This window comes from Pseudomonas sp. GZJR-8 (assembly GCF_002916705.1).
Classification (GTDB): Bacteria; Pseudomonadota; Gammaproteobacteria; order Pseudomonadales; family Pseudomonadaceae; genus Aquipseudomonas; species Aquipseudomonas synxantha_A.
The window spans coordinates 59,069-82,204 of sequence record NZ_JXSI01000015.1; the positions used below are offsets into that span (position 1 = coordinate 59,069).

22 protein-coding genes and 1 pseudogene are annotated in these 23,136 nt (G+C 60.4%); 17 read left to right on the plus strand and 6 right to left on the minus strand.

The window, feature by feature from the left end:
- Positions 1–22: 22 nt before the first annotated feature.
- Genes xylF through TK42_RS23975 form a run of 3 tightly spaced genes read left to right on the plus strand, consistent with a single transcriptional unit; the run spans position 23 to position 3,714 of the window.
- Positions 23–1,024 carry a D-xylose ABC transporter substrate-binding protein gene (gene xylF, locus TK42_RS23965; RefSeq protein WP_032876549.1) on the plus strand — a complete coding sequence of 334 codons (1,002 nt, stop codon included), beginning with the start codon at positions 23–25 and terminating at the stop codon, positions 1,022–1,024.
- Complete coding sequence (gene xylG / locus TK42_RS23970) at positions 1,021–2,577, plus strand: D-xylose ABC transporter ATP-binding protein (RefSeq protein WP_103735308.1); 1,557 nt, start codon at positions 1,021–1,023, stop codon at positions 2,575–2,577. The genes xylF and xylG overlap by 4 nt, the downstream gene beginning before the upstream one ends.
- Positions 2,578–3,714 (plus strand): sugar ABC transporter permease, encoded by a 1,137-nt coding sequence (locus TK42_RS23975; RefSeq protein WP_103735309.1) that lies wholly within the window; start codon positions 2,578–2,580, stop codon positions 3,712–3,714.
- Positions 3,715–3,800: 86 nt separating this feature from the next.
- On the opposite strand, the gene TK42_RS23980 is transcribed toward TK42_RS23975, so the two are convergent.
- Positions 3,801–6,293 (minus strand): hypothetical protein, encoded by a 2,493-nt coding sequence (locus tag TK42_RS23980; protein WP_103735310.1) that lies wholly within the window; start codon positions 6,291–6,293, stop codon positions 3,801–3,803.
- Positions 6,294–6,729: 436 nt separating this feature from the next.
- On the opposite strand from TK42_RS23980, the gene TK42_RS23985 reads away from it, so the two are divergent.
- Genes TK42_RS23985 through TK42_RS23995 form a run of 3 tightly spaced genes read left to right on the plus strand, consistent with a single transcriptional unit; the run spans position 6,730 to position 9,450 of the window.
- The gene (locus tag TK42_RS23985) at positions 6,730–7,677 is read left to right on the plus strand and encodes an ornithine cyclodeaminase family protein (protein ID WP_103735311.1); all 948 of its coding nucleotides are present in this window, start codon (positions 6,730–6,732) and stop codon (positions 7,675–7,677) included.
- Positions 7,678–7,690: 13 nt separating this feature from the next.
- The gene (locus tag TK42_RS23990) at positions 7,691–8,824 is read left to right on the plus strand and encodes an FAD-binding oxidoreductase (RefSeq protein ID WP_103735312.1); all 1,134 of its coding nucleotides are present in this window, start codon (positions 7,691–7,693) and stop codon (positions 8,822–8,824) included.
- On the plus strand, positions 8,824–9,450 hold the full coding sequence (locus TK42_RS23995; protein WP_103735313.1) for a transcriptional regulator: 627 nt from the start codon (positions 8,824–8,826) through the stop codon (positions 9,448–9,450). The genes TK42_RS23990 and TK42_RS23995 overlap by 1 nt, the downstream gene beginning before the upstream one ends.
- Positions 9,451–9,523: 73 nt before the next feature.
- Here TK42_RS23995 and TK42_RS24000 read toward each other — a convergent pair whose 3' ends face one another.
- Positions 9,524–10,300: an ABC transporter substrate-binding protein gene (locus tag TK42_RS24000; RefSeq protein ID WP_032876562.1), complete on the minus strand. Its 777-nt coding sequence runs from the start codon at positions 10,298–10,300 to the stop codon at positions 9,524–9,526.
- A gap of 245 nt (positions 10,301–10,545) precedes the next feature.
- Entirely contained in the window at positions 10,546–12,045 is a 1,500-nt protein-coding gene (locus TK42_RS24005) for a CoA-acylating methylmalonate-semialdehyde dehydrogenase (protein WP_032876565.1), read from the minus strand.
- A 109-nt stretch (positions 12,046–12,154) separates the two neighbouring features.
- On the opposite strand from TK42_RS24005, the gene TK42_RS24010 reads away from it, so the two are divergent.
- The 4 genes from TK42_RS24010 (at position 12,155) to TK42_RS24025 (ending at position 17,335) form a co-directional block, all read left to right on the plus strand.
- Positions 12,155–13,096, plus strand: a complete 942-nt coding sequence (locus TK42_RS24010) for a LysR family transcriptional regulator (RefSeq protein WP_103735314.1) — start codon at positions 12,155–12,157, stop codon at positions 13,094–13,096.
- Positions 13,097–13,285: 189 nt separating this feature from the next.
- A complete protein-coding gene (locus tag TK42_RS24015; RefSeq protein WP_032876571.1) occupies positions 13,286–13,744 on the plus strand; it encodes a (2Fe-2S)-binding protein in 459 nt (152 codons plus the stop codon).
- Positions 13,744–15,978: a xanthine dehydrogenase family protein molybdopterin-binding subunit gene (locus TK42_RS24020; RefSeq protein ID WP_103735315.1), complete on the plus strand. Its 2,235-nt coding sequence runs from the start codon at positions 13,744–13,746 to the stop codon at positions 15,976–15,978. The genes TK42_RS24015 and TK42_RS24020 overlap by 1 nt, the downstream gene beginning before the upstream one ends.
- A 16-nt stretch (positions 15,979–15,994) precedes the next feature.
- Positions 15,995–17,335 carry a cytochrome c gene (locus TK42_RS24025; RefSeq protein WP_103735316.1) on the plus strand — a complete coding sequence of 447 codons (1,341 nt, stop codon included), beginning with the start codon at positions 15,995–15,997 and terminating at the stop codon, positions 17,333–17,335.
- A gap of 118 nt (positions 17,336–17,453) precedes the next feature.
- Here TK42_RS24025 and TK42_RS27015 read toward each other — a convergent pair whose 3' ends face one another.
- Positions 17,454–17,603 carry a hypothetical protein gene (locus tag TK42_RS27015; protein ID WP_005787387.1) on the minus strand — a complete coding sequence of 50 codons (150 nt, stop codon included), beginning with the start codon at positions 17,601–17,603 and terminating at the stop codon, positions 17,454–17,456.
- 184 nt (positions 17,604–17,787) lie between these two features.
- Here TK42_RS27015 and TK42_RS24030 point away from each other — a divergent pair, with 184 nt between their 5' ends.
- From TK42_RS24030 to TK42_RS24055, 6 genes are all read left to right on the plus strand, one after another.
- Positions 17,788–18,042, plus strand: a complete 255-nt coding sequence (locus TK42_RS24030; RefSeq protein ID WP_005787385.1) for a hypothetical protein — start codon at positions 17,788–17,790, stop codon at positions 18,040–18,042.
- Between the two features lie 24 nt (positions 18,043–18,066).
- On the plus strand, positions 18,067–18,345 hold the full coding sequence (locus tag TK42_RS24035) for a hypothetical protein (protein WP_032876579.1): 279 nt from the start codon (positions 18,067–18,069) through the stop codon (positions 18,343–18,345).
- A 231-nt stretch (positions 18,346–18,576) separates the two neighbouring features.
- Positions 18,577–19,341, plus strand: a complete 765-nt coding sequence (locus tag TK42_RS24040) for an OBAP family protein (protein WP_103735317.1) — start codon at positions 18,577–18,579, stop codon at positions 19,339–19,341.
- Between the two features lie 98 nt (positions 19,342–19,439).
- Positions 19,440–19,721 carry a hypothetical protein gene (locus tag TK42_RS24045; RefSeq protein WP_103735318.1) on the plus strand — a complete coding sequence of 94 codons (282 nt, stop codon included), beginning with the start codon at positions 19,440–19,442 and terminating at the stop codon, positions 19,719–19,721.
- Between the two features lie 99 nt (positions 19,722–19,820).
- A complete protein-coding gene (locus TK42_RS24050) occupies positions 19,821–20,078 on the plus strand; it encodes a DUF6555 family protein (protein WP_005787382.1) in 258 nt (85 codons plus the stop codon).
- Positions 20,075–20,314, plus strand: a complete 240-nt coding sequence (locus tag TK42_RS24055; protein ID WP_005787380.1) for a hypothetical protein — start codon at positions 20,075–20,077, stop codon at positions 20,312–20,314. The genes TK42_RS24050 and TK42_RS24055 overlap by 4 nt, the downstream gene beginning before the upstream one ends.
- Positions 20,315–20,992: 678 nt before the next feature.
- Here the strand turns inward: TK42_RS24055 and TK42_RS24060 are convergent.
- Positions 20,993–21,850 carry an SDR family oxidoreductase gene (locus tag TK42_RS24060; RefSeq protein ID WP_103735319.1) on the minus strand — a complete coding sequence of 286 codons (858 nt, stop codon included), beginning with the start codon at positions 21,848–21,850 and terminating at the stop codon, positions 20,993–20,995.
- Between the two features lie 305 nt (positions 21,851–22,155).
- Between TK42_RS24060 and TK42_RS24065 the strand changes: the two are divergent.
- A pseudogene (locus tag TK42_RS24065) lies at positions 22,156–22,608 on the plus strand (N-acetyltransferase family protein).
- A gap of 6 nt (positions 22,609–22,614) precedes the next feature.
- Here the strand turns inward: TK42_RS24065 and TK42_RS24070 are convergent.
- Entirely contained in the window at positions 22,615–23,103 is a 489-nt protein-coding gene (locus TK42_RS24070) for a DUF2938 domain-containing protein (RefSeq protein WP_078821008.1), read from the minus strand.
- Positions 23,104–23,136 lie beyond the last annotated feature (33 nt).

Below are 23,136 nucleotides of genomic sequence, written 5' to 3' on the forward strand. Positions count from 1 at the left end.
AACAATAAAAGGACGCACCACCATGAAGTCATTCAAACGCACCCTGCTCGCCACTGCCCTGGCCCTGCTCGCCTTGCCGGTGATGGCCGATCCGGCCCATCCGAAAATCGGTTTTTCCATCGACGACTTGCGCCTGGAGCGCTGGTCCCGCGACCGCGATTACTTCGTCGCCGCCGCGGAAAAACTTGATGCCAAGGTCTTCGTGCAGTCCGCTGATGCCAACGAGCAAAAGCAAATCTCGCAAATCGAAAACCTGATCTCCCGTGGCGTCGATGTGATCGTGATCGTGCCGTTCAACGCCACGGTGCTGACCAACGCCGTAGCCGAAGCCAAGAAGGCCGGGATCAAAGTGGTGTCTTACGACCGCCTGATCCTCAACGCAGACATCGACGCGTACATCTCGTTTGATAACGAAAAAGTCGGTGAGATGCAGGCCAACGGTGTGCTGCAGGCGGCGCCCAAGGGCAATTACTTCCTGCTCGGCGGCGCACCGACAGACAACAACGCCAAGGTGCTGCGCGAAGGCCAGATGAAGGTTCTGCAACCGGCTATCGACAAGGGCGACATCAAGATTGTCGGCCAGCAGTGGGTCAAGGAGTGGAATCCTACCGAAGCCTTGAGCATTGTCGAAAACGCCCTGACCCGTAATGACAACAAGATCGATGCCATCGTTGCCTCCAACGACGCCACCGCTGGCGGCGCGATTCAGGCCCTGGCCGCACAGAAGCTGGCGGGCAAGGTGCCGATCTCCGGCCAGGACGCTGACCTTGCGGCAATCAAGCGCGTGATCGACGGCACCCAGACCATGACCGTCTACAAGCCGCTCAAGCTGATCGCCACCGAAGCCGCCAAACTCTCGGTGCAACTGGCGCGCAGCGAAAAGCCGACCTATAGCTCGCAGTACGACAACGGCAGCAAGAAAGTCGACACCATCCTGCTCACCCCAACACCGCTGACCAAAGCCAATATCGACGTGCTGGAGAAGGATGGGTTCTACACCAAAGAGCAGATCGGCGGGCAATGACCGCCATGGCCGCCGACTACCTGCTGCAAATGAACGGCATCGTCAAAAGCTTTGGCGGTGTCAACGCCCTCAATGGCATCGATATCAAGGTACGCCCGGGAGAGTGCGTCGGGCTGTGCGGTGAGAACGGTGCCGGTAAATCCACCTTGATGAAGGTGCTGTCGGCGGTCTACCCCTACGGTACCTGGGAGGGCGAAATCCTCTGGGACGGACAGCCGCTCAAGGCCCAGTCCATTCGCGAAACCGAGGCCGCCGGCATCGTCATCATTCACCAGGAACTGACCCTGATGCCCGACCTGTCGGTAGCCGAAAACATCTTCATGGCCCACGAGCTGACCCTGCCCGGCGGGCGCATGAACTACCCGGCGATGCTGCAACGGGCCGAAGCCTTGATGCGCGAACTCAAGGTGCCGGACATGAACGTGGCGCTGCCAGTGTCGCAGTACGGCGGCGGCTACCAGCAACTGGTGGAAATCGCCAAGGCCCTCAACAAGCAAGCGCGCCTGTTGATCCTTGACGAGCCGTCCTCAGCCCTGACCCGCTCGGAAATCGAAGTGCTGCTGGACATCATCCAGGGCCTCAAGGCCAAGGGCGTGGCCTGCGTGTATATCTCGCACAAGCTCGATGAAGTGGCGGCGGTGTGCGACACCATCGCAGTGATCCGCGACGGCAAGCACATCGCGACCACCGCCATGGCGGACATGGACATTGCACAGATCATCACCCAAATGGTCGGCCGCGAAATGAGCAACCTCTACCCCACCGAGCCACATGCAGTGGGCGAGGTGATTTTTGAAGCGCGCAACGTCACCTGCTACGACGTCGACAACCCCAAGCGCAAGCGCGTCGACGATATTTCGTTTGTGCTCAAGCGCGGCGAAATCCTCGGCATTGCAGGGCTTGTGGGCGCCGGGCGCACCGAACTGGTGTCGGCACTGTTCGGCGCCTACCCCGGACGCTACAGCGCGCAGGTGTGGCTGGACGGCCAAATCGTCGATACGCGCACACCGCTCAAATCGATCCGCGCCGGGTTGTGCATGGTGCCCGAAGACCGCAAGCGCCAAGGCATCATTCCCGACCTGGGCGTCGGCCATAACATCACCCTGGCTGTGCTCGACACCTATGCGCACCTGAGCCGCATCGACGCTGAGGCCGAACTGGGCAGCATCGACCAGCAAATCGCACGTATGCACCTCAAGACCGCCAGCCCGTTGCTGCCGATCACCAGCCTGTCCGGCGGCAATCAGCAAAAGGCCGTGCTCGCGAAAATGCTGATGGCCAAGCCCAAGGTGCTGATCCTCGACGAACCCACACGTGGGGTGGATGTGGGCGCCAAGTATGAGATCTACAAACTGATGGGCGCGCTGGCGGCCGAAGGTGTGTCGATCATCATGGTTTCCTCGGAGCTGGCCGAAGTGCTCGGCGTATCCAACCGCGTGCTGGTAATCGGCGACGGCCAACTGCGCGGTGACTTCATCAACGAGGGGCTTACCCAGGAACAGGTGCTCGCCGCTGCGCTCAGCCAACACCCTAATAATCGGAAGACCGCGTAGATGAATCAGGTCAAACAGCTTTTCACCCGCTACAAAATGCTCGCCCTGGTGATCGCCGTGGCGTTCATCTGGCTGTTTTTCAGTTGGCAGACCGAGGGCGGCTTCGTCACGCCGCGCAACTTGTCCAACCTGCTGCGGCAGATGTCGATCACCGGCATATTGGCGTGCGGTATGGTGCTGGTGATTATCAGCGGCGAGATCGATTTGTCGGTAGGTTCGTTGCTCGGACTGTTGGGCGGGCTGGCGGCGATTCTGGACGTGGTCTATCACGTACCGCTGCTGGCCAACCTCAGCCTGGTGGCGCTGTGCGGGTTGATGATCGGCCTGGCCAACGGTTACATGACCGCCTATCTGCGCATTCCCTCGTTTATCGTCGGCCTGGGCGGGATGCTGGCGTTTCGCGGGATTTTGCTGGGGATTACCGGCGGCACCACCATTGCGCCGGTGTCGCCGTCACTGGTGTATGTGGGCCAGGGGTATTTGCCTCACACCGTCGGTGTCGGGCTCGGGGTGTTGCTGTTTGCCCTGACGGTATTCCTCACCTGGAAACAACGGCGCAACCGCGCGCTGCATGGTTTGGCCGCGCACTCGCTGATGCGTGATGGATTGCGCGTGGTGCTGATCGGTGCGGTGCTCGCCGGGTTTGTCACCACGCTGAACCGCTACGACGGAATTCCAGTACCGGTGCTGTTGTTACTGGTGCTGCTCGGCGTTTTCAGCTACGTCACTCGCCAGACCGTGTTCGGCCGCCGCGTCTATGCGGTGGGCAGCAATATGGAAGCCACGCGCCTGTCGGGCATCAATGTGCAAGCGGTGAAACTGTGGATCTTCGGCATCATGGGCGTGATGTGCGCCCTCGCCGGTCTGGTCAACACCGCCCGCCTCGCCGCCGGGTCACCGTCGGCGGGCAACATGGGCGAACTCGACGCCATCGCCGCATGTTTTATTGGCGGCACCTCGATGCGCGGTGGCTCGGGCACGGTGTATGGCGCGTTGCTCGGAGCATTGGTGATTACCAGCCTGGATAACGGCATGTCGATGCTCGACGTGGACAGTTACTGGCAGATGATCGTCAAGGGCAGCATTTTGGTAGTGGCGGTGTGGGTGGATGTGAGTACGCGGGCAGGACGGCGCTGATTCGCCAGTCCCTCAACGCCATGGCAAAACGGCGGCGTGGCGCACATAGTCATGCCGCCATCCAGCCGACTGAGGGGCTCAGGCAATCAGTAAATGATCTTCCCATCAAATAGATTGTAAACATGCTTCGGTATTTTGGAGGGCGAAGCGAGGTACACAAACAACTTTTGGCCCTGCTCTTTGAAAGCCAGCACCTGCAAAACCTTTCCAGCACCTATGGCAACATGGTCCTTCAAAAAGTCCGTCGACATATTCATTTTCGGCACTGACTCATCAAATACATACACCACCTGCTGGGTGGCATGGGTTCGCTGCTTCGCCGCGCCTTTGGCCCATCCTTCCCATTCGGCAGAATTACGCACCGTCGCCGAAGCAGATTGCACCCCCGGGTCCTGGAACACTTTCCCAACACCATCTTTAAGCCTTTTCGCGCCTTCATCCGTTACAAAAGCCGAGCGATAAGCTTTGCCTTCATAAGGGTTCAATTGATTGAACTCGCCGAGAAACGCTTCAAGCTCAGGCGTGGTTTTACCCGCTCTCAGTGGCCCGTTGACAAAGTCGGAATCCGCGTGAGTGTAGGTTTCAATCCATTCGAACTCACCCGCATTACTCTCGCCCATAAGTGTAACCAGCGTCTTTGTAAACTGCTCGACCTCGTGTTCCTTGACGGGGAGCGCCATGTCGGCATGTTGTTGAGCAACGGCGTCCAACGTTTCCCGTGCCTGCCTGTATTTACGGGAAAAATATTCTTTCAGCCCCCCACCCGGGACGCCCATTCTTGTCCACACTCCCGCCTCATCCGGCTTGGCGGCAATGCCGCTATATGCCAATTTTGAGGGGTCTTGCGCGTCGGGTACTCGCAACTTGTAATGTTCACCATCTGCCACATCGGGTTTGTCAGCAACAAAATACTTCTTGCCCCTGAACTCCACCTCGCGCATTCCCGCAAAGGTTGGCGCTGGGGTGGAAGGCGTAGTGGCCGGAGCATTGGATATTCGCGTCAGTTCAACTTCGTTAGGCTGCGCTGCAGGGTGCCATTGGTAACGATCATTGGCGCTGGCGTTAAACGGTATGAGCGGCGGCTCCTGCGCCTCTGGCCCGACTGGCGACAGCTCGTGCGCCAGCTGCAAAGCTGAAATGGCCGCTGCGGCATTGCCTGCCACGCGATCATTAGCCGTCATGCCATAAATGGAGTCGTGCACTCCGAAAACGATCTGGCCCAGATTGCCAACGACGGGCGCATAACCAAAGGTACTGCCCCATACTTCTTTTATTGCCTTCCATCGTTGCTGCGAGGCGCCAAATACCTGTGTCTGGTCATTCCACACCGCATTATTGGCATTTAACCCTTGGTACGCTGCGGCAATACCGGAGCTGAGGCTACCGTGCTTCAAAAAATAATCACTGCCTCGCGACTTCGTATAATTGAATGTTTCCCACACCGGCACAGCCTTGTCTTTGACTATGTTTTGACGCCCCGGATAGGTAGCAAGATTGCCCGCAATGTAATGATCAAGTACCTCGCCAGCTTTGGGCCAATGCGCGTCTTTACCGCCTTGTCTGTCGCTGGCATTGAATCGACTGACGATGCTATGGCGATTTTCTTTGGCCCACTCGGAAAACCCTCTATCGCCCGATATTTCACTGGCCTTGCCGCTCTTCAAATCAATCATCAACCCCTTATTGGGTCGATGCTCGACATTCCCATCAAAGGGCAAGTCAGGAATAAAGGCATAGCCTGCCAATGGGTAACCATAGAGATTGGGAATAATGACTTGGCCGTTCCAATATAATGTTCGATGGATCGCCTCTTGTGTTTCAACGCTTAACTGTTCGAAGCCAGTCTTATCGTTTAACAGGCTTTGCAAGGTGCCGCGCAGCACATAGACATCCGCTTTGCCCGAGCGCTCGGCCAGTGGCCCTGACTCATCGCTCATTGGCTTGGCTACCTCAGCTTCCCAATGGCCCTGGAGTCGCGCTCCCAACGCCTCCAGATCACTGATCCTGCTGCGGTCTTGTGGCTCGATGTGGGTTGTTCGGAAATTGACCAGGCCACCTTCCGATGTCCGGTCGTGCTTTAGCGCGCCGGCTGCTATTTCCCATGCAAAGTAGGTGCGTGTGTCCGTGTTGGTTTTTACCTCCGGCGTCCATTTCCCTACGTAAGTGTTGAATGTCACGCTGATTTTTTCATGGGGGTCGTACCCAGCGGCCAACAATCCGGCGCTAAAGTAACCTGCAGGTTCCAGGAACTGACGAGTCTGTTGGAACCGGATATTGCGCTCACCTTCGTTCCCCCGTTCTATGCTATCGATCAGCGCGGTAACCCGGAGGGCATACGCATCGATACACTGCAGCTGTTCTTCCAGGGTATTGCGCAAAGAGCCCGTGAAAGGTCCATGGATGATCGTAGTGTAAAGCGCCTCTTGGGACAGAGGTCGGGCCAGAATGCTCGATGTTTCGCTGAGAGGGTCAGCTGTATTGTTGCTGGGGAAATCCAGTGCGCCCGTGATCTCTGAATACGAGGGATCACCGGGCAAATAGCAATCGGGGCTCAGTGAAGAAAAATCATCCAAGAACATTGATGAGGTACCTTTTCCAGACAATTGCGATTACCCCACCTGACTGCATCATAGGGGGCAGGCTGCGCTGGTGGAGTTTGCGTACACAGATCGCGCCCCCTCGTAACTACATCAGCCGTCAGATGAGTCGCACCTCCAAGCGAATAGGTTCCTCCAATAAGCGTGGCACGTGTTACATGCCGTTTTCGCTATTGCTCACTGTCGATATTGCACATTGGTTAGTGGCGCCTTTGGGCGCGCCATGGTTAAAACTGTGGGAGGGGGCTTGCTCCCGATGAGGGAGTGTCAGAAGCACATCTGTGACTGACCCGCCGCCATCGGGGGCAAGTCGAATCGTCGCACCGCCCCTCCCACATTGATCTGATTTTTTCCATGGGTTATTGCGAACGCAAACTAAAAGTCCATAATGGACAAATAAGTTTATTCAGAGGCGTCCATGTCCAATCCCCCCCTCATCATCGACCAGGCCCAGGCCCGTACCTTGCTGGCTCAAATCGACGTGCCCGCTATCCTGCGCAAGCTGTTTCGCGAGCTCGCCGCCGGGCAGGCGGTGCAGCCGGCGCAGCAGTGGGTGGAGTTTCCCCAAGGCGCGGGAGATTTCATCAATTACCTGGGAGTGCTGGCAGAAGATGGCGTGTATGGCGTCAAGACCTCGCCCTACATCGTGCGTGAACAGGGCCCGCTGGTGACGGCGTGGACCCTGCTGATGTCGATGCACAGCGGCCAGCCGCTGCTGTTGTGCGATGCCGCTGAATTGACCACCGCACGCACGGCCGCCACCACCGCATTGGCAGTCGACGCGCTGGCGCCGCTGTCGGCGCAGCGCCTGGCGATTATCGGCAGCGGCAAGGTCGCCCAGGCACACCTGCGCTATGTGCAAAACCTGCGTGACTGGCAGCACATCCGCCTGTATTCCCCAAGCCTTGGCAGTGCCAGCGCCGAAACGCGCGCGCAACTCAACGCGCTGGACCCGCGCCTGAGCCTCGCCGCCAGCTGCGATGCCGCGCTGCAAGATGCCGATGTGATTCTGCTCTGCACCTCATCGGCAGGCCCTGTGATCGACCCGATGCGCCTGAGCAAGCCCGCGCTGATCACCTCCATCAGTACCAACGCGCCGCGTGCCCACGAAGTGCCTCCGGCGTGCCTGGAACAGATGCAGGTGTACTGCGACTATCGCCAGACCACCCCGGATGCGGCGGGCGAAATGCTGATTGCCAGCGAACAGCACGGCTGGGATAAACGTGCGGTGCTCGGCGACCTGCCCGAACTGCTCAGCGATATGGCGCAGCGCCCGGACCCTCAGCGCCATGTGTTTTTCCGCTCTATCGGCCTGGGCCTGGAAGATATTGCATTGGCCAATGCCCTGTACCAACGCCAGCGCTAATCAGGAGATTCACATGCACCACGCAGACTTCATCATCATCGGCGGCGGCATTGCCGGCGCGTCCACCGGCTTCTGGTTGTCGCAGCACGCCAAGGTGCTGGTGCTGGAGCGCGAAAACCATCCGGCCTATCACTCCACGGGGCGCTCGGCGGCGCTCTACACCGCTGCATACGGCACCCCGCAAGTGCGCGCGCTGACCCTGGCCAGCCGCGCGTTTTTCGACCAGCCGCCAGCAGGTTTCTGCGAACACCCACTGCTCACTCCGCGGGGCGAAATGACCGTCGATTTCACCGGCGACCCGGCCGAACTCGACAGTCAATACCTGAGCGCCAAAGCCACCGTGGCACAGGTGCAACGCTTGAGCGCCGACGAGGCCTGCAAACGCTTGCCGATCCTGCGCCGGGAAAAAGTCCACGGCGCAATCTATGACCCAACGGCGTGCGACATCGATACCGACGCCCTGCACCAGGGTTACCTGCGCGGCATCCGTCGCAACAATGGCCAAGTACGCACCGACAGTCATGTGCTGGGCTTGAGCCGCCTCGCCGATGGCCTGTGGCATGTGCGTACCCAGGATGGGACCTTCACCGCGCCGGTCATCATCAATGCTGCCGGTGCCTGGGCCGACCATATCGGCGGCCTGGCAGGCGCGGCCTCCATCGGTTTGCAACCCAAACGTCGCTCCGCATTTATCTTCGCCGGCCCGGACGGCGTCGATGCCCATGACTGGCCGATGCTGGTGGCCCTTGACGAAGCCTTCTACATGAAGCCCGACGCGGGCATGTTCCTCGGCTCGCCCGCCAATGCCGACCCGGTCCAGGCCCAGGACGTGCAACCCGAAGAGCTGGATATCGCCATGGGCATCTACCAGATCGAGGAAGCCACCACCCTGACCATCCGCCGCCCGACGCGCACCTGGGCCGGCCTGCGCAGTTTTGTGGCCGATGGGGATTTGCTCAGCGGTTTTGACCCACAGGTACCGGGGCTGTTCTGGGTGGCGGCACAGGGCGGTTATGGCATCCAGACCTCACCGGCCATGGGCCAGGCCAGCGCTGCACTGGTGCGCGGCGAGCCGCTGCCCGAGCACCTCGTACAGTTCGGGCTGGACGCTGGTATGCTCTCCCCCGTCCGCCTGGAGCCCCTTTGATGAACACCGCTGAACACGACAACGTCATGCAGAACTTTCGTGCGATTGCCGATGCGATCGCCACGCTGTTCTTTCCCCATGCGGAGGTGGTCCTGCATGACCTGCGCACGCAAACCGTCGATTACATCGCCAACAATCTGTCCAAACGCAGCCTGGGTGACGACTCGTCGCTGGAGGACATGCTCGACGGTGACGTCAGTGAAGTGAATATCGGGCCTTATGAAAAGCTCAACTGGGACGGCCAGAAAATCCGCAGCCTGAGCACCGTGCTGCACGACCACAACGGTCGCCGGCTGGCCGTGCTGTGCATCAACCTGAATATCTCACTGCTGGAAAACGCCAAGGCCGCGCTGGATCTGTTCCTGTCGCCGAGCAAGCTGATCGCCCAGCCGGACGCGCTGTTTCGCGATGATTGGCAGGAGCGCATCAACACCTTTCTGCATGGCTGGCTGCGTGAGCGTCAGTTGAGCCTGAACCTGCTGACCCGCGACCACAAACGTGAACTGGTGTTGGCGTTACACGCCGAAGGCGCGTTCAAGGGCAAGAGCGCGTCCAACTATATCGCCAACGTACTGGGCATGGGGCGGGCGACGGTCTACAAGCATTTGAAGGAACTCAAGGGTTGAGCCCTTTCTGAAGACAGCGCCGCCCCCCTGTGGGAGCTCGACAGCTCCCACATTGACCGCGTATTTCCCTGGATCAGTCGCCGTAGATATCAGCCTTGAAGTACTGCTGTGAAATCTTCTGGTATTCACCACTGGCACGAATGCCGTCGATGGCCGCATTCAATTCGCTGACCAACTCGCCATTGCCCTTGCGCACCGCAATCCCCGCGCCCTCGCCCACGTATTTCGGATCCTTGAGTTCCGGCCCCACAAACGCGTAACCCTGGCCGCGTGGCATCGAGAGGAAGTCACTCAAGGGGATGGTGTCAGCAAAAATCGCGTCCAGGCGCCCTGCGGCCAGGTCCATGTAGATCTCTTCGTTATTGCTGTAGCGCTTGACGTTGATGCCCTTGGGTTCGAACACCTCGGTGGCATAACGGTCGGTGGTGGTGGCGCGCTGTACGCCGACGTTCTTGCCCTTGAGGCTGGCGTACTGGTCATCCACCACTGCGCCGTCCTTCATCACCAGGCGTGAGGAGGTGAAGTAGTATTTGTGGGTGAAATCCACCGACTTCTTGCGGTCCTCGTTGATGGTCATGGACGACAGCGCCAGGTCGATTTTCTTGACCTTGAGGGACGGGATCAAACCATCGAACTCACCTTCAACCCACACGCACTTGACCTTCATTTGCGCGCACAGGGCGTTGCCGATGTCGTAGTCGAAGCCGACGATCTTGCCGTCGCCGGTCTTGGACGCAAACGGTGGGTAAGCGGCCTCGATGCCGATGCGCAGGGTTTTCTCGGCGGCCAGCAGGTGGCTGGCAGCGAACAGACTCAGGGCCAGGGCGGGAATAAGGTGGCGTTTCTTCATGATCGGGTTCTCGCGGGTTGTTGTTGGTTTGGCAAGAGTGAAGAAAAACGGACAGCAGCTGTTTTGTACTTATAATTCCATACTGGACTTTTATGCTCATCGCGTCAATTCAGAACAAACGCGTACGAAATGTGGGAGGGGGCTTGCTCCCGATAGCGGTGTTTCAGTCACATAGAGACTGACTGACACTCTGCTATCGGGAGCAAGCCCCCTCCCACACTTGGACTTACAGTGCTCGTGAGACCTTACTTCGACACCGGCATCGCAAACTCCGCACCCTGTTCAATACTCTCCGACCAACGCTGCATGATCGACTTCTGCTTGGTGTAGAAACGCACCCCCTCAGTGCCGTAGGCATGCATGTCGCCAAACAGGCTCTTCTTCCAGCCGCCAAAACCATGCCAGGCCATCGGTACAGGGATCGGCACGTTGATGCCAACCATGCCCACTTCAATGCGCCGGGCGAATTCGCGGGCGATGTTGCCGTCGCGGGTGAAGCAGCTGACGCCGTTGCCAAACTCGTGGTCGTTGACCAGCTTCACCGCTTCGGCGAAATCGTTGACGCGCACGCAGGCCAGCACCGGGCCGAAGATTTCTTCGCGGTAGATGCTCATGTCTTGGGTCACGTGGTCGAACAGCGTGGCGCCAAGCCAGAAGCCGTTTTCCAGGCCGGGTTCGGTGGGCACGTAGTCACGACCGTCGAGTAGCAATTGCGCGCCGGCCTGTACACCTTGCTCGATATAGCCGCTGATGCGCTCCAGGGCGGCCCGCGACACGATCGGGCCCATCTCGGCTTTTAAGTCGCGGCCATCAGTGATGCGCAGCGTCTTGGCGCGCTCGCTCAAGGCGGCGATGACCTTATCCCCCACATCCCCCACCAGCACCGCCACCGAAATGGCCATGCAGCGCTCGCCGGCGCTACCGTAGGCAGCGCCCATCAGTGCATCGACGGTGCGCTCGATATCGGCGTCGGGCATCACCACCATGTGGTTTTTCGCCCCGCCCAGGCCTTGTACGCGCTTGCCGTTGCGGGCGCCGCTCTCATAGATGTACTGGGCAATCGGCGTAGAACCGACAAAGCTCACGGCCTTGACGTCCGGGTGTTCGATCAGCGCATCCACCGATTCCTTGTCGCCCTGCACCACGTTGAACACGCCTTTGGGCAAGCCCGCTTCACGCAGCAGCTCGGCCATGAACAACGAAGCGCTCGGGTCGGTGGGGCTTGGCTTGAGGATGAAGGTGTTGCCCGCCGCGATGGCGATCGGGTACATCCACATCGGCACCATCACCGGGAAGTTGAATGGCGTCACGCCGGCCACCACGCCCAGCGGCTGGCGCATGGTCCAGTTGTCCATGCCACGGGAGACCTGGTCGGAATGCTCGCCCTTGAGCAGGTTGGGAATGCCGCAGGCAAATTCGAGAATGTCGATGCCACGGTCGACTTCGCCCTGGGCGTCGGTGAAGACCTTGCCGTGCTCGGCGACAATGATGCGCGCCAAGTCATCCTTGCGCTCACGCAGCAGGTGCAGGTATTCAAACAACACGCGGGCGCGGCGGATCGGCGGGGTGTCGGCCCAGCCGGCGAATGCAGCCTGGGCGGCAGCGACGGCTTCGCCTACGGTCTGGCGGCTGGCCAGGGCCACGCGCGCGGTGACGTCACCGGTGGCCGGGTTGTAGACGTCCTGATAGCGATCATCGCGGCTCACGCGCTGGTCGTTGATGTAGTGCTCAATGGTCGTGGTCATGGCAATGGATCCCAGGTGGGTAGCGTTGGGACACACGATAGGCTTTTGATTTGTTCCAAACCAGAGCAGAATCCAGAACTTATTGTCCTTTTATGCGAACAATACACTCATGGAAAAGGCTGAGATCGAAGGGCTGTGGACCCATATCCACTGGCTGTCGGTGCTGGAAGAACAAGGCACCTACACCGCCGCCGCGGCACGGTTGGGGGTGAGCAAATCGGCGGTCAGCCAGCGCATCTCCGATCTGGAGAAAGCCACCGGTACGCGCCTGGTGACCCGCACCACCCGCAGCGTGCTATTGACCGAAGCCGGGCTGTCTTTGACCCGCGAAGTGCGCAGCGCCTATGCGCAGATTGCCCGCAGCTTCTCGTCTGTGCGCGACTCCGTCGGCGAAATTCGCGGCCTGGTGCGCCTGACCGCCCCCGTGGCGTTTGCCCGGCAACAACTGGTGCCGCACCTTTCCGGCTTTTTGCAGCAGTACCCGCAAGTGCGCATCCAGCTAGACGTGTCCGACGCCTTAAGCTCACTGGCGGCCGAAGGCTACGACCTGGCGGTGCGCCACGGTTTCCAGGTGCCGGAGACGCATGTGGCGTGGAAGCTGTGCGATACCACCTCAGTGCTGGTGGCTACCCAGGACTACCTGCAACGCCACGGTGAACCGCGAACCCCGGCAGACCTGGGCGCCCACAACTGCCTTTACTACCCACGGGGCAGCGACCAGCCGGCCTGGACCTTCGAGCGCGGCAGCAAAAATATCGAGCGCACCACCGTGCCCATCGCCGGCAGCTTTTCAACCAACAACAGCGAGGCCTTGCGCGACGCGGCGCTCAATCACTTGGGCGTCGCCTTGCTGCCGGACTTCAGCGCCCATGCCGCCCTGGCCAGCGGCAAGCTGGTGCAGGTGTTGAAGGGCTGGACGCTCAAGGGCGCGTTTGCCGATGAAATTTATCTGATTCGGCCCTACTCGCCCCATGTGCCCAGGGCCGTGACGGTGCTGGTGGGGTATTTGAAGGAAAAACTGTCAGGCGGGTTTCAATTCACTGGCGGCTGATGAAGGCTCGCCTCTACAGAGGACAGTGACCCAATCCTGTTGAATTCTTGCCTGATCCTCTGAACTTGAAGTCGATTGCATAGATAGCTGTTGCGCGGTGGTCTAGAGTTCGACGATGGGCGACGTACAGTCGCACCGTTCCTATAAGAATTTTGCAGCACCAACCGATGATCAGCAGGTGAGCCAGCCATGGAATTACGTATTAACCAAAAGGCCTATCAAGTCGAGGCCGAGGCAGACACGCCGTTGTTGTGGGTGATCCGCGACAACCTGGGCCTGACCGGCACCAAGTACGGCTGCGGCCTGGCCCAGTGCGGCGCCTGTTCGGTGCTGGTGGACGGCAATGTGGTGCGCTCGTGCGTGACGCCGGTAGCCGGGGTGGTCGGTCGCGAGATCACCACCATCGAAGCCATCGAGGCCGACGAGGTGGGCAAACGCGTGGTCTCTGCCTGGGTCGAGCACCAGGTGGCGCAGTGCGGCTACTGCCAGTCCGGGCAAGTGATGGCGGCCACCGCGCTGCTCAAGCACACCCCCGCTCCGTCGAAAGCGCAGATCGATGCGGCAATGGTCAACCTGTGCCGCTGCGGCACTTACAACGCCATCCATGCCGCCATGGATGGCCTGGCCGCCGGGAAGGAGACCGCCTGATGAATATGTCCGAGATCCTGCCCGGCGTTAAATTGGACGAGCCGATCAACCTGTCGCGTCGGCGCTTTCTCGCCAGTACCGCCGTAGGTGCGCTGGTCATCGGCTTTGGCTTGCCCCTGGGCTCGTCGCGGGTGCAGGCCGCCACCGGCGCTGCTGAACGCGGCACCCAAGTGCCGGCGTTCCTGGAAATTCGCCCGGACGGTAGCGTGCGCCTGCTCAGCCCCTTCATGGAAGGCGGCCAGGGCACCCACACCGCCATGGCACAGATCATCGGCGAAGAGTTGGATGCCGACCCCGCCACCTTCATCGTCGAAGCCGCCCCCCCGGGTGAAGCCTACGTGGTAATGGAAAACGGCCTGCGCATCACCGGCGGCAGCATGTCGGTGCGCATGAGCTACCCGACCATGCGCCGCCTCGGCGCCCTCGCCCGCGCCATGCTGATGCAGGCCGGCGCCGAGCAACTGCGCGTGCCGCTCAGCGAGCTGACCACCCAGCCTGGCCGCGTGGTACACGCCGCTTCCGGCCGCTCCGTGGGCTACGGTGAACTGGCCGGTCGTGCCCTCGATATGCCGGTGCCCGACCCCGCTACCATCACCCTGCGCGACCCTAGCCAGTTCCGTTGGATCGGCAAGCCGGTCAAACGCCTGGATGCCTATGACAAATCCACCGGCAAGGCGCTTTACACCATCGACCTTAAACTCGACAACATGCTCCACGCCGCCGTCCAGCACGCGCCGCGCCTGGGCATGAGCGTGGGCAGCCTGCGCAACCAGGCCCAGGTCGAGGCCATGCCGGGGGTGCATTCGGTTCATACCTTGCCAGGCGCCGTGGCAGTGGTGGCCGAACGCTGGTGGCACGCCAAGCGTGCAGTGGAGGCCATCCAGGTTGAATGGCAGGAAGCCTCTGCCGACTCGACCGTACGGGCGATGCCGGCGGATTTTTCCAGCGACAAATACCTCGACTTCCTCGCCGCCCAGCAGGGTCCGGCCCGCGATGACGAAAACCAGGGCGATGTCGCCGGCGCCCTGGCTGGCGCCAAGACTCGGGTCGAAGCCACCTACCATAACCAATACCTCAACCACGCCCAACTGGAACCGCCTTCAGCCTTGGCGCGCTTCAACCCCGACGGCACGCTTGAGGTGTGGCTGCCCAACCAGGCGCCGGATATGTTCCGCGCCGACATTGCCAAGCGCACCGGCCTCGCCACCGAGCAAATCACCCTGCACTCCCCGCTGCTGGGGGGCTTTTTTGGTCGGCATTTCCTGTATGACTCGGCTAATCCGTACCCGCAGGCTATCGCGCTGGCCAAGGCCGTCGGCCGCCCGATCAAGCTGATCTGGAGCCGTGAAGAAGAGTTCCTGCGCGATGTGTTGCGCCCGCTCGCCGTGGTGAAGTTTCGTGCCGCCCTGGACGACAAGGGCCTGCCGGTAGCCATCGAAGCAGTGAGTGCCACCGAAGGCCCTACCGAAGCCCTCAGTGGCAAACAGGGCGAGCAGATCGACCCCACTGCCCTGGAAGGCCTGTCGGGCAAGAGTTATGCGATCCCCAACAAGCGCATCGCGCAGATCTACGTCAAGGGCGCGCCCATGCTCGGCTACTGGCGTTCAGTGGGTAATTCCCTTAACGATTTTTTCTACGAATCATTCCTGGATGAGCTGGCGGACAAGGGCGGCCACGACCCGTATGAGTTGCGCCTGCACCTGCTGCGCGACAACCCGCGGCTGACCACCTTGCTGCAAGCGGTGGGCGAGCTGTCCGGTGGCTGGAAGCGTGGCCCCTACACCGCCGAAGACGGCACGCGCCGTGCACGCGGGGTGGCCATGGCTTCGCCCTTTGGCTCTCACGCGGCGGTAGTCGCCGAAGTGTCGATCGAGAACGGCCAGGTCAAGGTTCACCATATCTGGGAGGCCATCGACCCGGGCAGCATCGTCAACCCGGCGATCATTCAAGCCCAGGTCAGCGGCGCGGTAGCCCTGGGGCTCTCGCAAACGTTGCTGGAGGAAGCGGTGTACGTGGACGGTATGCCACGGGCGCGTAACTACGACCTGTATCCGATCCTGCCGCCCTCGCGTATGGCGCAGGTGCACGTGAAGATCGTCGAGAGCGGCGAAAAGATGGGAGGCATCGGTGAACCGCCATTGCCCGCCGTGGCACCAGCGGTGATCAATGCGGTGGCACAGTTGACCGGCCAGCGCATCCGCAGCTTGCCGTTGAGCCGCCACACCTTCAGTTAACCCACAGGGAACGCCCATGAACAACCGCCGATTCGCAAGAACCGCAGGCTGGCTGGCGCTGCCCTGCCTGGTCGCCGCAGGCCTGCTGGCCTGGTACGTCACCCGCGAGCCCGCCTCGCCGTTTGAACAGCAACAGGCCACCAGTTTCGACCCTGCATTGGTCAGTCGCGGCGAATACGTCGCGCGGGTGAGTGACTGTGTGGCTTGTCACAGCCTGGCCGGCAAGCAGCCCTTCGCCGGTGGCCTGGAAATGGCCACGCCCCTGGGGGCGATCCACGCCACCAACATCACCCCCGACCGCGAGCATGGCATCGGCGCCTATAGCCTGGCCGACTTTGATCGCGCCGTACGCCAGGGTGTCGCACCGGGCGGCCGTCGGCTGTACCCGGCCATGCCCTACCCGTCTTACGTCAAGCTCAGCGACGACGATGTGAAGGCGCTGTATGCGTTTTTCATGAAGGGCGTGCAACCGGCCAACCAGCCGAATATCCCCAGCGATATTCCCTGGCCGCTCAACCTGCGCTGGCCCATCGCCCTGTGGAATGGCGTGTTTGCGCCCACCGCCACTTACGCCGCCAAGCCCGACCAGGACGCGCTGTGGAACCGTGGCGCCTACATTGTCCAGGGCCCCGGCCACTGCGGCAGTTGCCACACACCGCGTGGCCTGGCCTTCAACGAGAAAGCCCTGGACGAATCCGGCGCGCCGTTCCTCGCTGGAGCGCTGCTTGACGGCTGGTACGCACCCAGCCTGCGCCAGGATCCCAACACCGGCCTGGGCCGCTGGAGCGAAGCGCAGATCGTGCAGTTCCTCAAGACGGGGCGCAATGCCCATGCCGTGGTCTACGGCTCGATGACCGAAGCCTTCAACAACTCCACGCAGTTCATGCAGGACGAGGACCTGGCCGCTATCGCCCGCTATCTCAAATCACTGCCCGGTGACCCGCAGCGTGATGGCAGTCCCTGGCAGTATCAGGCGGTGACAGCGAGCCAGGATGTGCCCGGCGCCCACACTTACGCGACCCGCTGCGCCTCCTGCCACGGCCTCGACGGCAAAGGCCAGCCCGAATGGATGCCGCCCCTGGCCGGCGCCACGTCGGCGCTGGCCAAGGAAAGCGCCTCGGCGATCAACATCACCCTCAACGGCTCGCAGCGCGTGGTGGCGGCCGGGATGCCGGACGCCTACCGGATGCCGGCGTTTCGTGAGCAGCTGTCCGACCAGGAAATCGCTGATGTGCTGAGCTACGTGCGCGGAACCTGGGGCAACAACGGTGGCGCGGTCGAGGCGAAGGCGGTGAGCAAGTTGCGCGGGCATACTGACCCTGCGAGCAGCAGCCCGATCATCCTGCATATGCGCTGAGTGATGTATGAACCGTGGGAGGGGACTTGCTCCCGATTGCGGTGGTTCAGTCACAGTTGCATAGACTGACACACCTATATCGGCAGCAGGCCCCCTCTCACATTTGGCCCGGGGACCTCTATTTGCTTTCGTCCGCCTTGCCTTCCTGCATCTGCACCGAAGACTTGCTGCCGCTGGTGTTGTCTTTGGTGGTGTTATCGGAACTGTCAAAACAACCGTGCAGCATGAACACACTGCACAAGCCCAGGCACATATATAACTTCTTCATGAGATTCCCCTAGCGATGTTTGGGTGATGCATCAGCCTATGCTGTATCAGGCTGGCGCAACCGCCCATATGTTCAATGCGCAGCCTCAGCGACTGACGAGTGGCTTGCCATCAACTCGCTAGCCTTTACGCACGACCAATTTGAGCTACCCTTGATCCGTTAAGGCCTGCTATCCGGTGACCCCATGGACACGTTGACCAAAGCGCAAATCCAGCGCGCGCTTGCGAGGCGGCTGTGCAACTGCCGTGTCTCCTGCACGATCAATCCGGATAACAGCCTGTCGGTGACGGTGCTCGCGCCCGATGCCAACCAGTTCACCATCGCCAACATCAACCGTGCCCAGTATCACGGCGAGCCAGGGATCAATCGGCTCGTTCGGGAAATCCTGGAAGACATGGTAGTTTCGCGACAATCGTCCCGCCTCTCCTCCGTAGAGTAAACGCAAAAATCAACGAGGCTTGCCATGCACGCTGGTGCTGCTACCCCCTTGCAACGCGTCAAAATCGACTACCTTCAAGACACGCTGCTCGGCGTGAACCCCCTGTCTTGCGAGTGCATGGCGAAGGTCATGGAAGCGGGTGCGGGCGTGTCGCTGCAAATTCTCTCGCCGTGGCCGGAACAACTATTGAAGGCCCATACGGTTCAGATCAAAACCGAAGGCCGCACCTATCACGGCGTTGTCGTTGATGCCGGCAAGAACAACGCCAATGAACTGCTGGTGACCATCAAACTCCAGGGCTAGGGACTCGCTACAGATGGTCCCGGCCGGAATGCCGTCCTTGCCGTCAGGCACCAGTAAACCGGTGTGGCGACTGCCATTTGCGCCGAACTGCACGCTTGTGAAAAAGGACCCGGTACGCTGAACGCTTGTTCCACAAATCGTCGCAAACCATGCGCCCCCCTATCCGGTTGAACACCCTCCTCGGCAGGCTTTCTAGATGTTCTCGACAACTGCCCATGGAGGGAATCCCCGATGAACATTCACCGCCTGCAACCTGCACTGCCATCGCTGTGCCTGGCAATTTGCGTCGCCTCGTTGACAGCGTGCGCGGGCAACGACTCAGCCTCAAACGTGGTGGCGCCGGGTGATGCCAAATCGCCAGGCACGCGAGCACTCGATACCGGTGCCGCCCTGCTGCAGTCACGTCCGCCCATCGACGCGCTCAATGCCTACCTGGACGGCTTTCACTTCTACAACGGCCACCCCGACGTGCAGATGGAAGCGCACCACTACTGCGCCATCCTCAATGAGGAGGTGATCCAGTGCGTGATTTACGACGGCAACCGCAAGGACGCCAAGTTGATGGGCGTGGAATACATCATCAGCGAGCAGTTGTTCAACAGCCTGCCGGCACCGGAGAAAGCCTTGTGGCACAGCCATGTGCATGAGGTGAAGTCCGGCCAGCTGATCGCACCCGGCATTCCCGCGGTGGCCGAGCACGCGCTGATGGAAAAGCTGGTGCACACCTACGGCAAGACCTGGCACACCTGGCATACCGACCTGCACAAGCGCCTGCCATTGGGTGTGCCTCAACTGATGATGGGGTTTACCGCTGACGGCCAGGCTGATCCAAGGATGGTCGCCGAGCGCGATCAACGCCTGGGTATCGACAGCACCGAGAAGAAGCGCTCTCGCGCCGATATAGCCCCACCGGCCATTGCACCCGGGGCGGATGCCTGGCGCCACGGCACGATCATCCAGATCGACGACCCTACCGCAACGCCTCACCGGCACTGACGGCGCCGCCGGATCATCTGGATTGAACAATCATTGACCCGCGCTTGCCACACAAGAATACGGCTGCATCCGCTGCCCTTTGCATGAGGTATTGCAACATGTCTTACGATTATCAAGGCCCCGCCAGCATCATCACGGCTTCGCGTCACCTCGGAACCCAAGCAGATGAACGCCTCAACGAACACGTTGACGTAAATCTGACAGGTAGTGGTAAACCAACCCTGGTTCGCCTGGACTTTGACACTCCACTGGAGTGGCCCGGCCATCCCAATTTCGTCATGGTGAACTTGCCAGACGGTACCTCCGTCGGCGGTGTAATCGCCGAGATAGAGCGGCCCGCTGATGGAGCCGGGTGGGTAGCGTTTACCGTGGATGACTGACTGCCACAGCGCTGACAGCCCGCCATCGAATTGCCCGACAAGTTCTTTGAATTTTTTTTGACGCCAATTATCTGTAGTTCATGAGCATAGGGAGGCCTCATGAAAACCAACGAGCTATTTACCATCAAGTATCAACTTCACGGCGAGCCGAGGTCCTTTATCGTGCGTACGGCACGCATGAACAATGCTGAAGCATGGCACTGGGCCAGTTGCGATGCCGGCGTGGCGGTCATCCCCAGGTTCGGTCAAAACAACCTCAAGCGCGTGTCCAAGCCGATGGCGGAAAAATACGGCATTACCGATGTGCGCTGGTGCGGGGCGGAAGAAATTCAGTGGGCGGAGGGTGTCACACAATGAACAGTCAGGTGCTGGATTACACAATCAGTCAAAGGTGGGATGAGGAGATTGCGCAGAACACCCAGATGTTTTTCGAAGCGGATCGACTGGATGCGCAGGCGTATAACATCATCGAACACTACAGCGGCGATGCAACAACCTGGGCGCGCTTCACCGAGGCGAAGAAGCTTGCGGATGCGCAGCGGACTGCGGCTTATCGAGAGTGGATGCGTATACGGCGGGCTATGAGAACGTAGGAGCAAGCTTGCTCGCGAAAAACGTCAACGATGATGCGTAAACCTGAAGGGACGCGGCGCTTGTGAGCCTTTCGCGAGCAAGCTTGCTCCTACAAAAAAGACACGCCCCGTCCGGGGCGTGTCAGTCAACAAAGCGTGGACTGGTTTGTCGCTATCGGGGCATGGGTGTCTACACACCTTTGGTGTGACGCCGGACCTGTGGGAGGGGGCTTGCCCCCGATGGCGGCCTAAGAGCCGACCAGGATGCTGGACTTTGACCGAGTACATATCCGTTATTTGAGTCACGGCTGCTATTGGTTCCGCTTTTACAGCGGGTCACTTTCGAAAAGCGCGAAAGTAACCAAAGCGCTCTTGCCCCACCACTCGGCACCTCGCCTAGGCTCGGTGTGCCCGTAATCCGCCAGGGATTTGGGGGGCCGCCGCCACGCGCCATCCATGGCGCGGGGCGGCTAAACCGGCATCCCTGCCGGTTTACCCCCCAAATCCCTGGCGAATTCCGGCCAGCGTGGTTTAACGGGGCGCCTAAGATCAAGATCAAAAGCAGATCAAGATCAAGAGCGGCTCGCTTCACATCGTGGTTACTGGTGGCTGCTACGAAGTTGTGTAGATACCCATGGCTATCGGGGGCAAGCCCCCTCCCACATTTTAGAGCTGCTTGAATCAGGGTTATGTGCCTGTTCAAAGAATCGGCTTGCCCCCCGTCACGCCATAGCGCTCGCCAGAGATGTAACTGCCTTCATCCGACGCCAGCAACACATAGATGGGCGCCACTTCCACCGGCTGGCCTGGGCGGCCCAGTGGCGTGTTGCCACCGAAATGCTTCACCGACTCCTCGGGCATGGTCGACACGATCAACGGCGTCCAGATCGGCCCCGGCGCTACGCTGTTCACCCGAATGCCACGCTCGCCCAGCATCTGCGCCAGGCCGGCGGTGAAGTTGGCAATGGCACCCTTGGTGGCCGCATAGGGCAACAGGGTCGGGTTGGGCATATCGGAATTGACCGACGAGGTGTTGATGATCGAACTGCCTTGCGCCATATGCGGCAACGCTGCCTTGCAGATGCGAAACATCGCCGTGATATTGACGTTGAAGGTTTTCACCCAATCCTCGTCGGGAATGTCCTCCAGAGACTTATAGGTCATCTGGAATGCAGCGTTATTGACCAGCACATCGATACGGCCGAATTTCTCGACGGTGTCATTGACGATCGCCGTGCACTGCGCCGCGTCGCCCAGGTCGCCGGGCAGCAACAGGCACTGGCGCCCTGCCGCTTCGACCCAGCGAGCGGTCTCCTTGGCGTCCTCATGCTCGTCCAGATACGACACCGCGACGTCCGCGCCTTCGCGAGCAAAGGCAATCGCCACCGCACGCCCGATACCGCTGTCAGCGCCGGTGATCAACGCAATCTTGTTGGCCAGGCGCCCCGAGCCTTTGTAGCTTTGCTCACCGCAATCCGGCATCGGGTCCATCTTGCGCTGGTCGCCCGGAACGGGCTGCTGCTGGGGATTGAAGGGTGGTGTTGGGTAGTGGTTCATCGGATTCCCTCCTGTGTATGGATACTGTTGCGAGGGCGTGCCGAGCGCGATAGTTCAGAGCAATTTTCATAAAATCGGATAACCGTTGCCGACAGATTTCCCTTTTGGTTGTAGAAGCGAGCTTGCTCGCGAAAATCGTCAACGCAGACGCGTACTTTCTGAATGAACACGGCGCCTGAGAGTTTTTCCCGAGCAAGCTCGCGCCTACCGTTGCGTAATAAAAATGTGCTATCCCTATGCGCTAGGGACTCATACATGAACGTGAAGCCGGCACTCGCCACGTGGAAGAAAAAACCAGAACGCCCATGACTGAACACCGCTCCCCCACCGCCACAGAGTGGCTGATCCGCCAGGCCCAACCCGACGACGTACACGCCCTGGTTGAACTGGACGCCTACGCGGCTGCCCATGCCCACCGCCGCGTATTTATCCACGACGCCGTGGTTAACCAGCAATGCCTGGTGGCAGTCAGCGACCACGCGTGCGCCGGGTACCTGGTGCTCACCCACGACTTTTTCGATCACGGCTTTATTGCCCTTGTGGTGGTATCACCGACCTGCTAGCGCCAGGGTGTGGCCCTGCGCCTGCTGGCGGCGGACGAGGCGGCCTGCAAGACGCCGAAGTTGTTCGCCTCCACCAACGCCTCCAATCGCGCGTCCCAGGCATTGATGACAAAGGCCGGATTCATACCCAGCGGGCAGATCGAGAACCTCGACGAAGACGACCCCGAGTGCGTGTACGTCAAATTCCTGCGCTGATCTGCATCAGGCCCAGGCGATCACCCACGCCGCCAGGTAAAGGCCCACACCAAAAACGCCATGGTTGATCAGGCTGCGCAGTCGGTTCTTGCCTGGCGTCGGCGTCCTGGACGATGCAAACCCGGCCCCCATGGCCGGCTGTATCACAAACAGCGGAACGGCCACTGTCACAACACCCCACGCCAGTGCAGGTACAAAGGTCGGCGCCAGCAACCAGGCATCGCCTTCAATCCACACCAGCACCCACGCGAACACCACTCCGGTGACGTAATGCGCGATCCAACCCAGGGCTACTTCACCTCGAACGGGAAGCGCTTGCCCAATGCTTGAATGCGCAAATCGCCCCCGGCACGCATGGCCGACCCAACGGCCTACGAACGCAAAATTCAGGGTCGGAACGCCAAGCACCTTCATCAGCAGCATCCACATATCCATCACCACGGTAGCCCCTGCCCCCAACAACACCACCTGTGCAACCCCTTCCAGCGCTGTCATACCTACCTCTTAGTCATGGACCCATTCGACCTG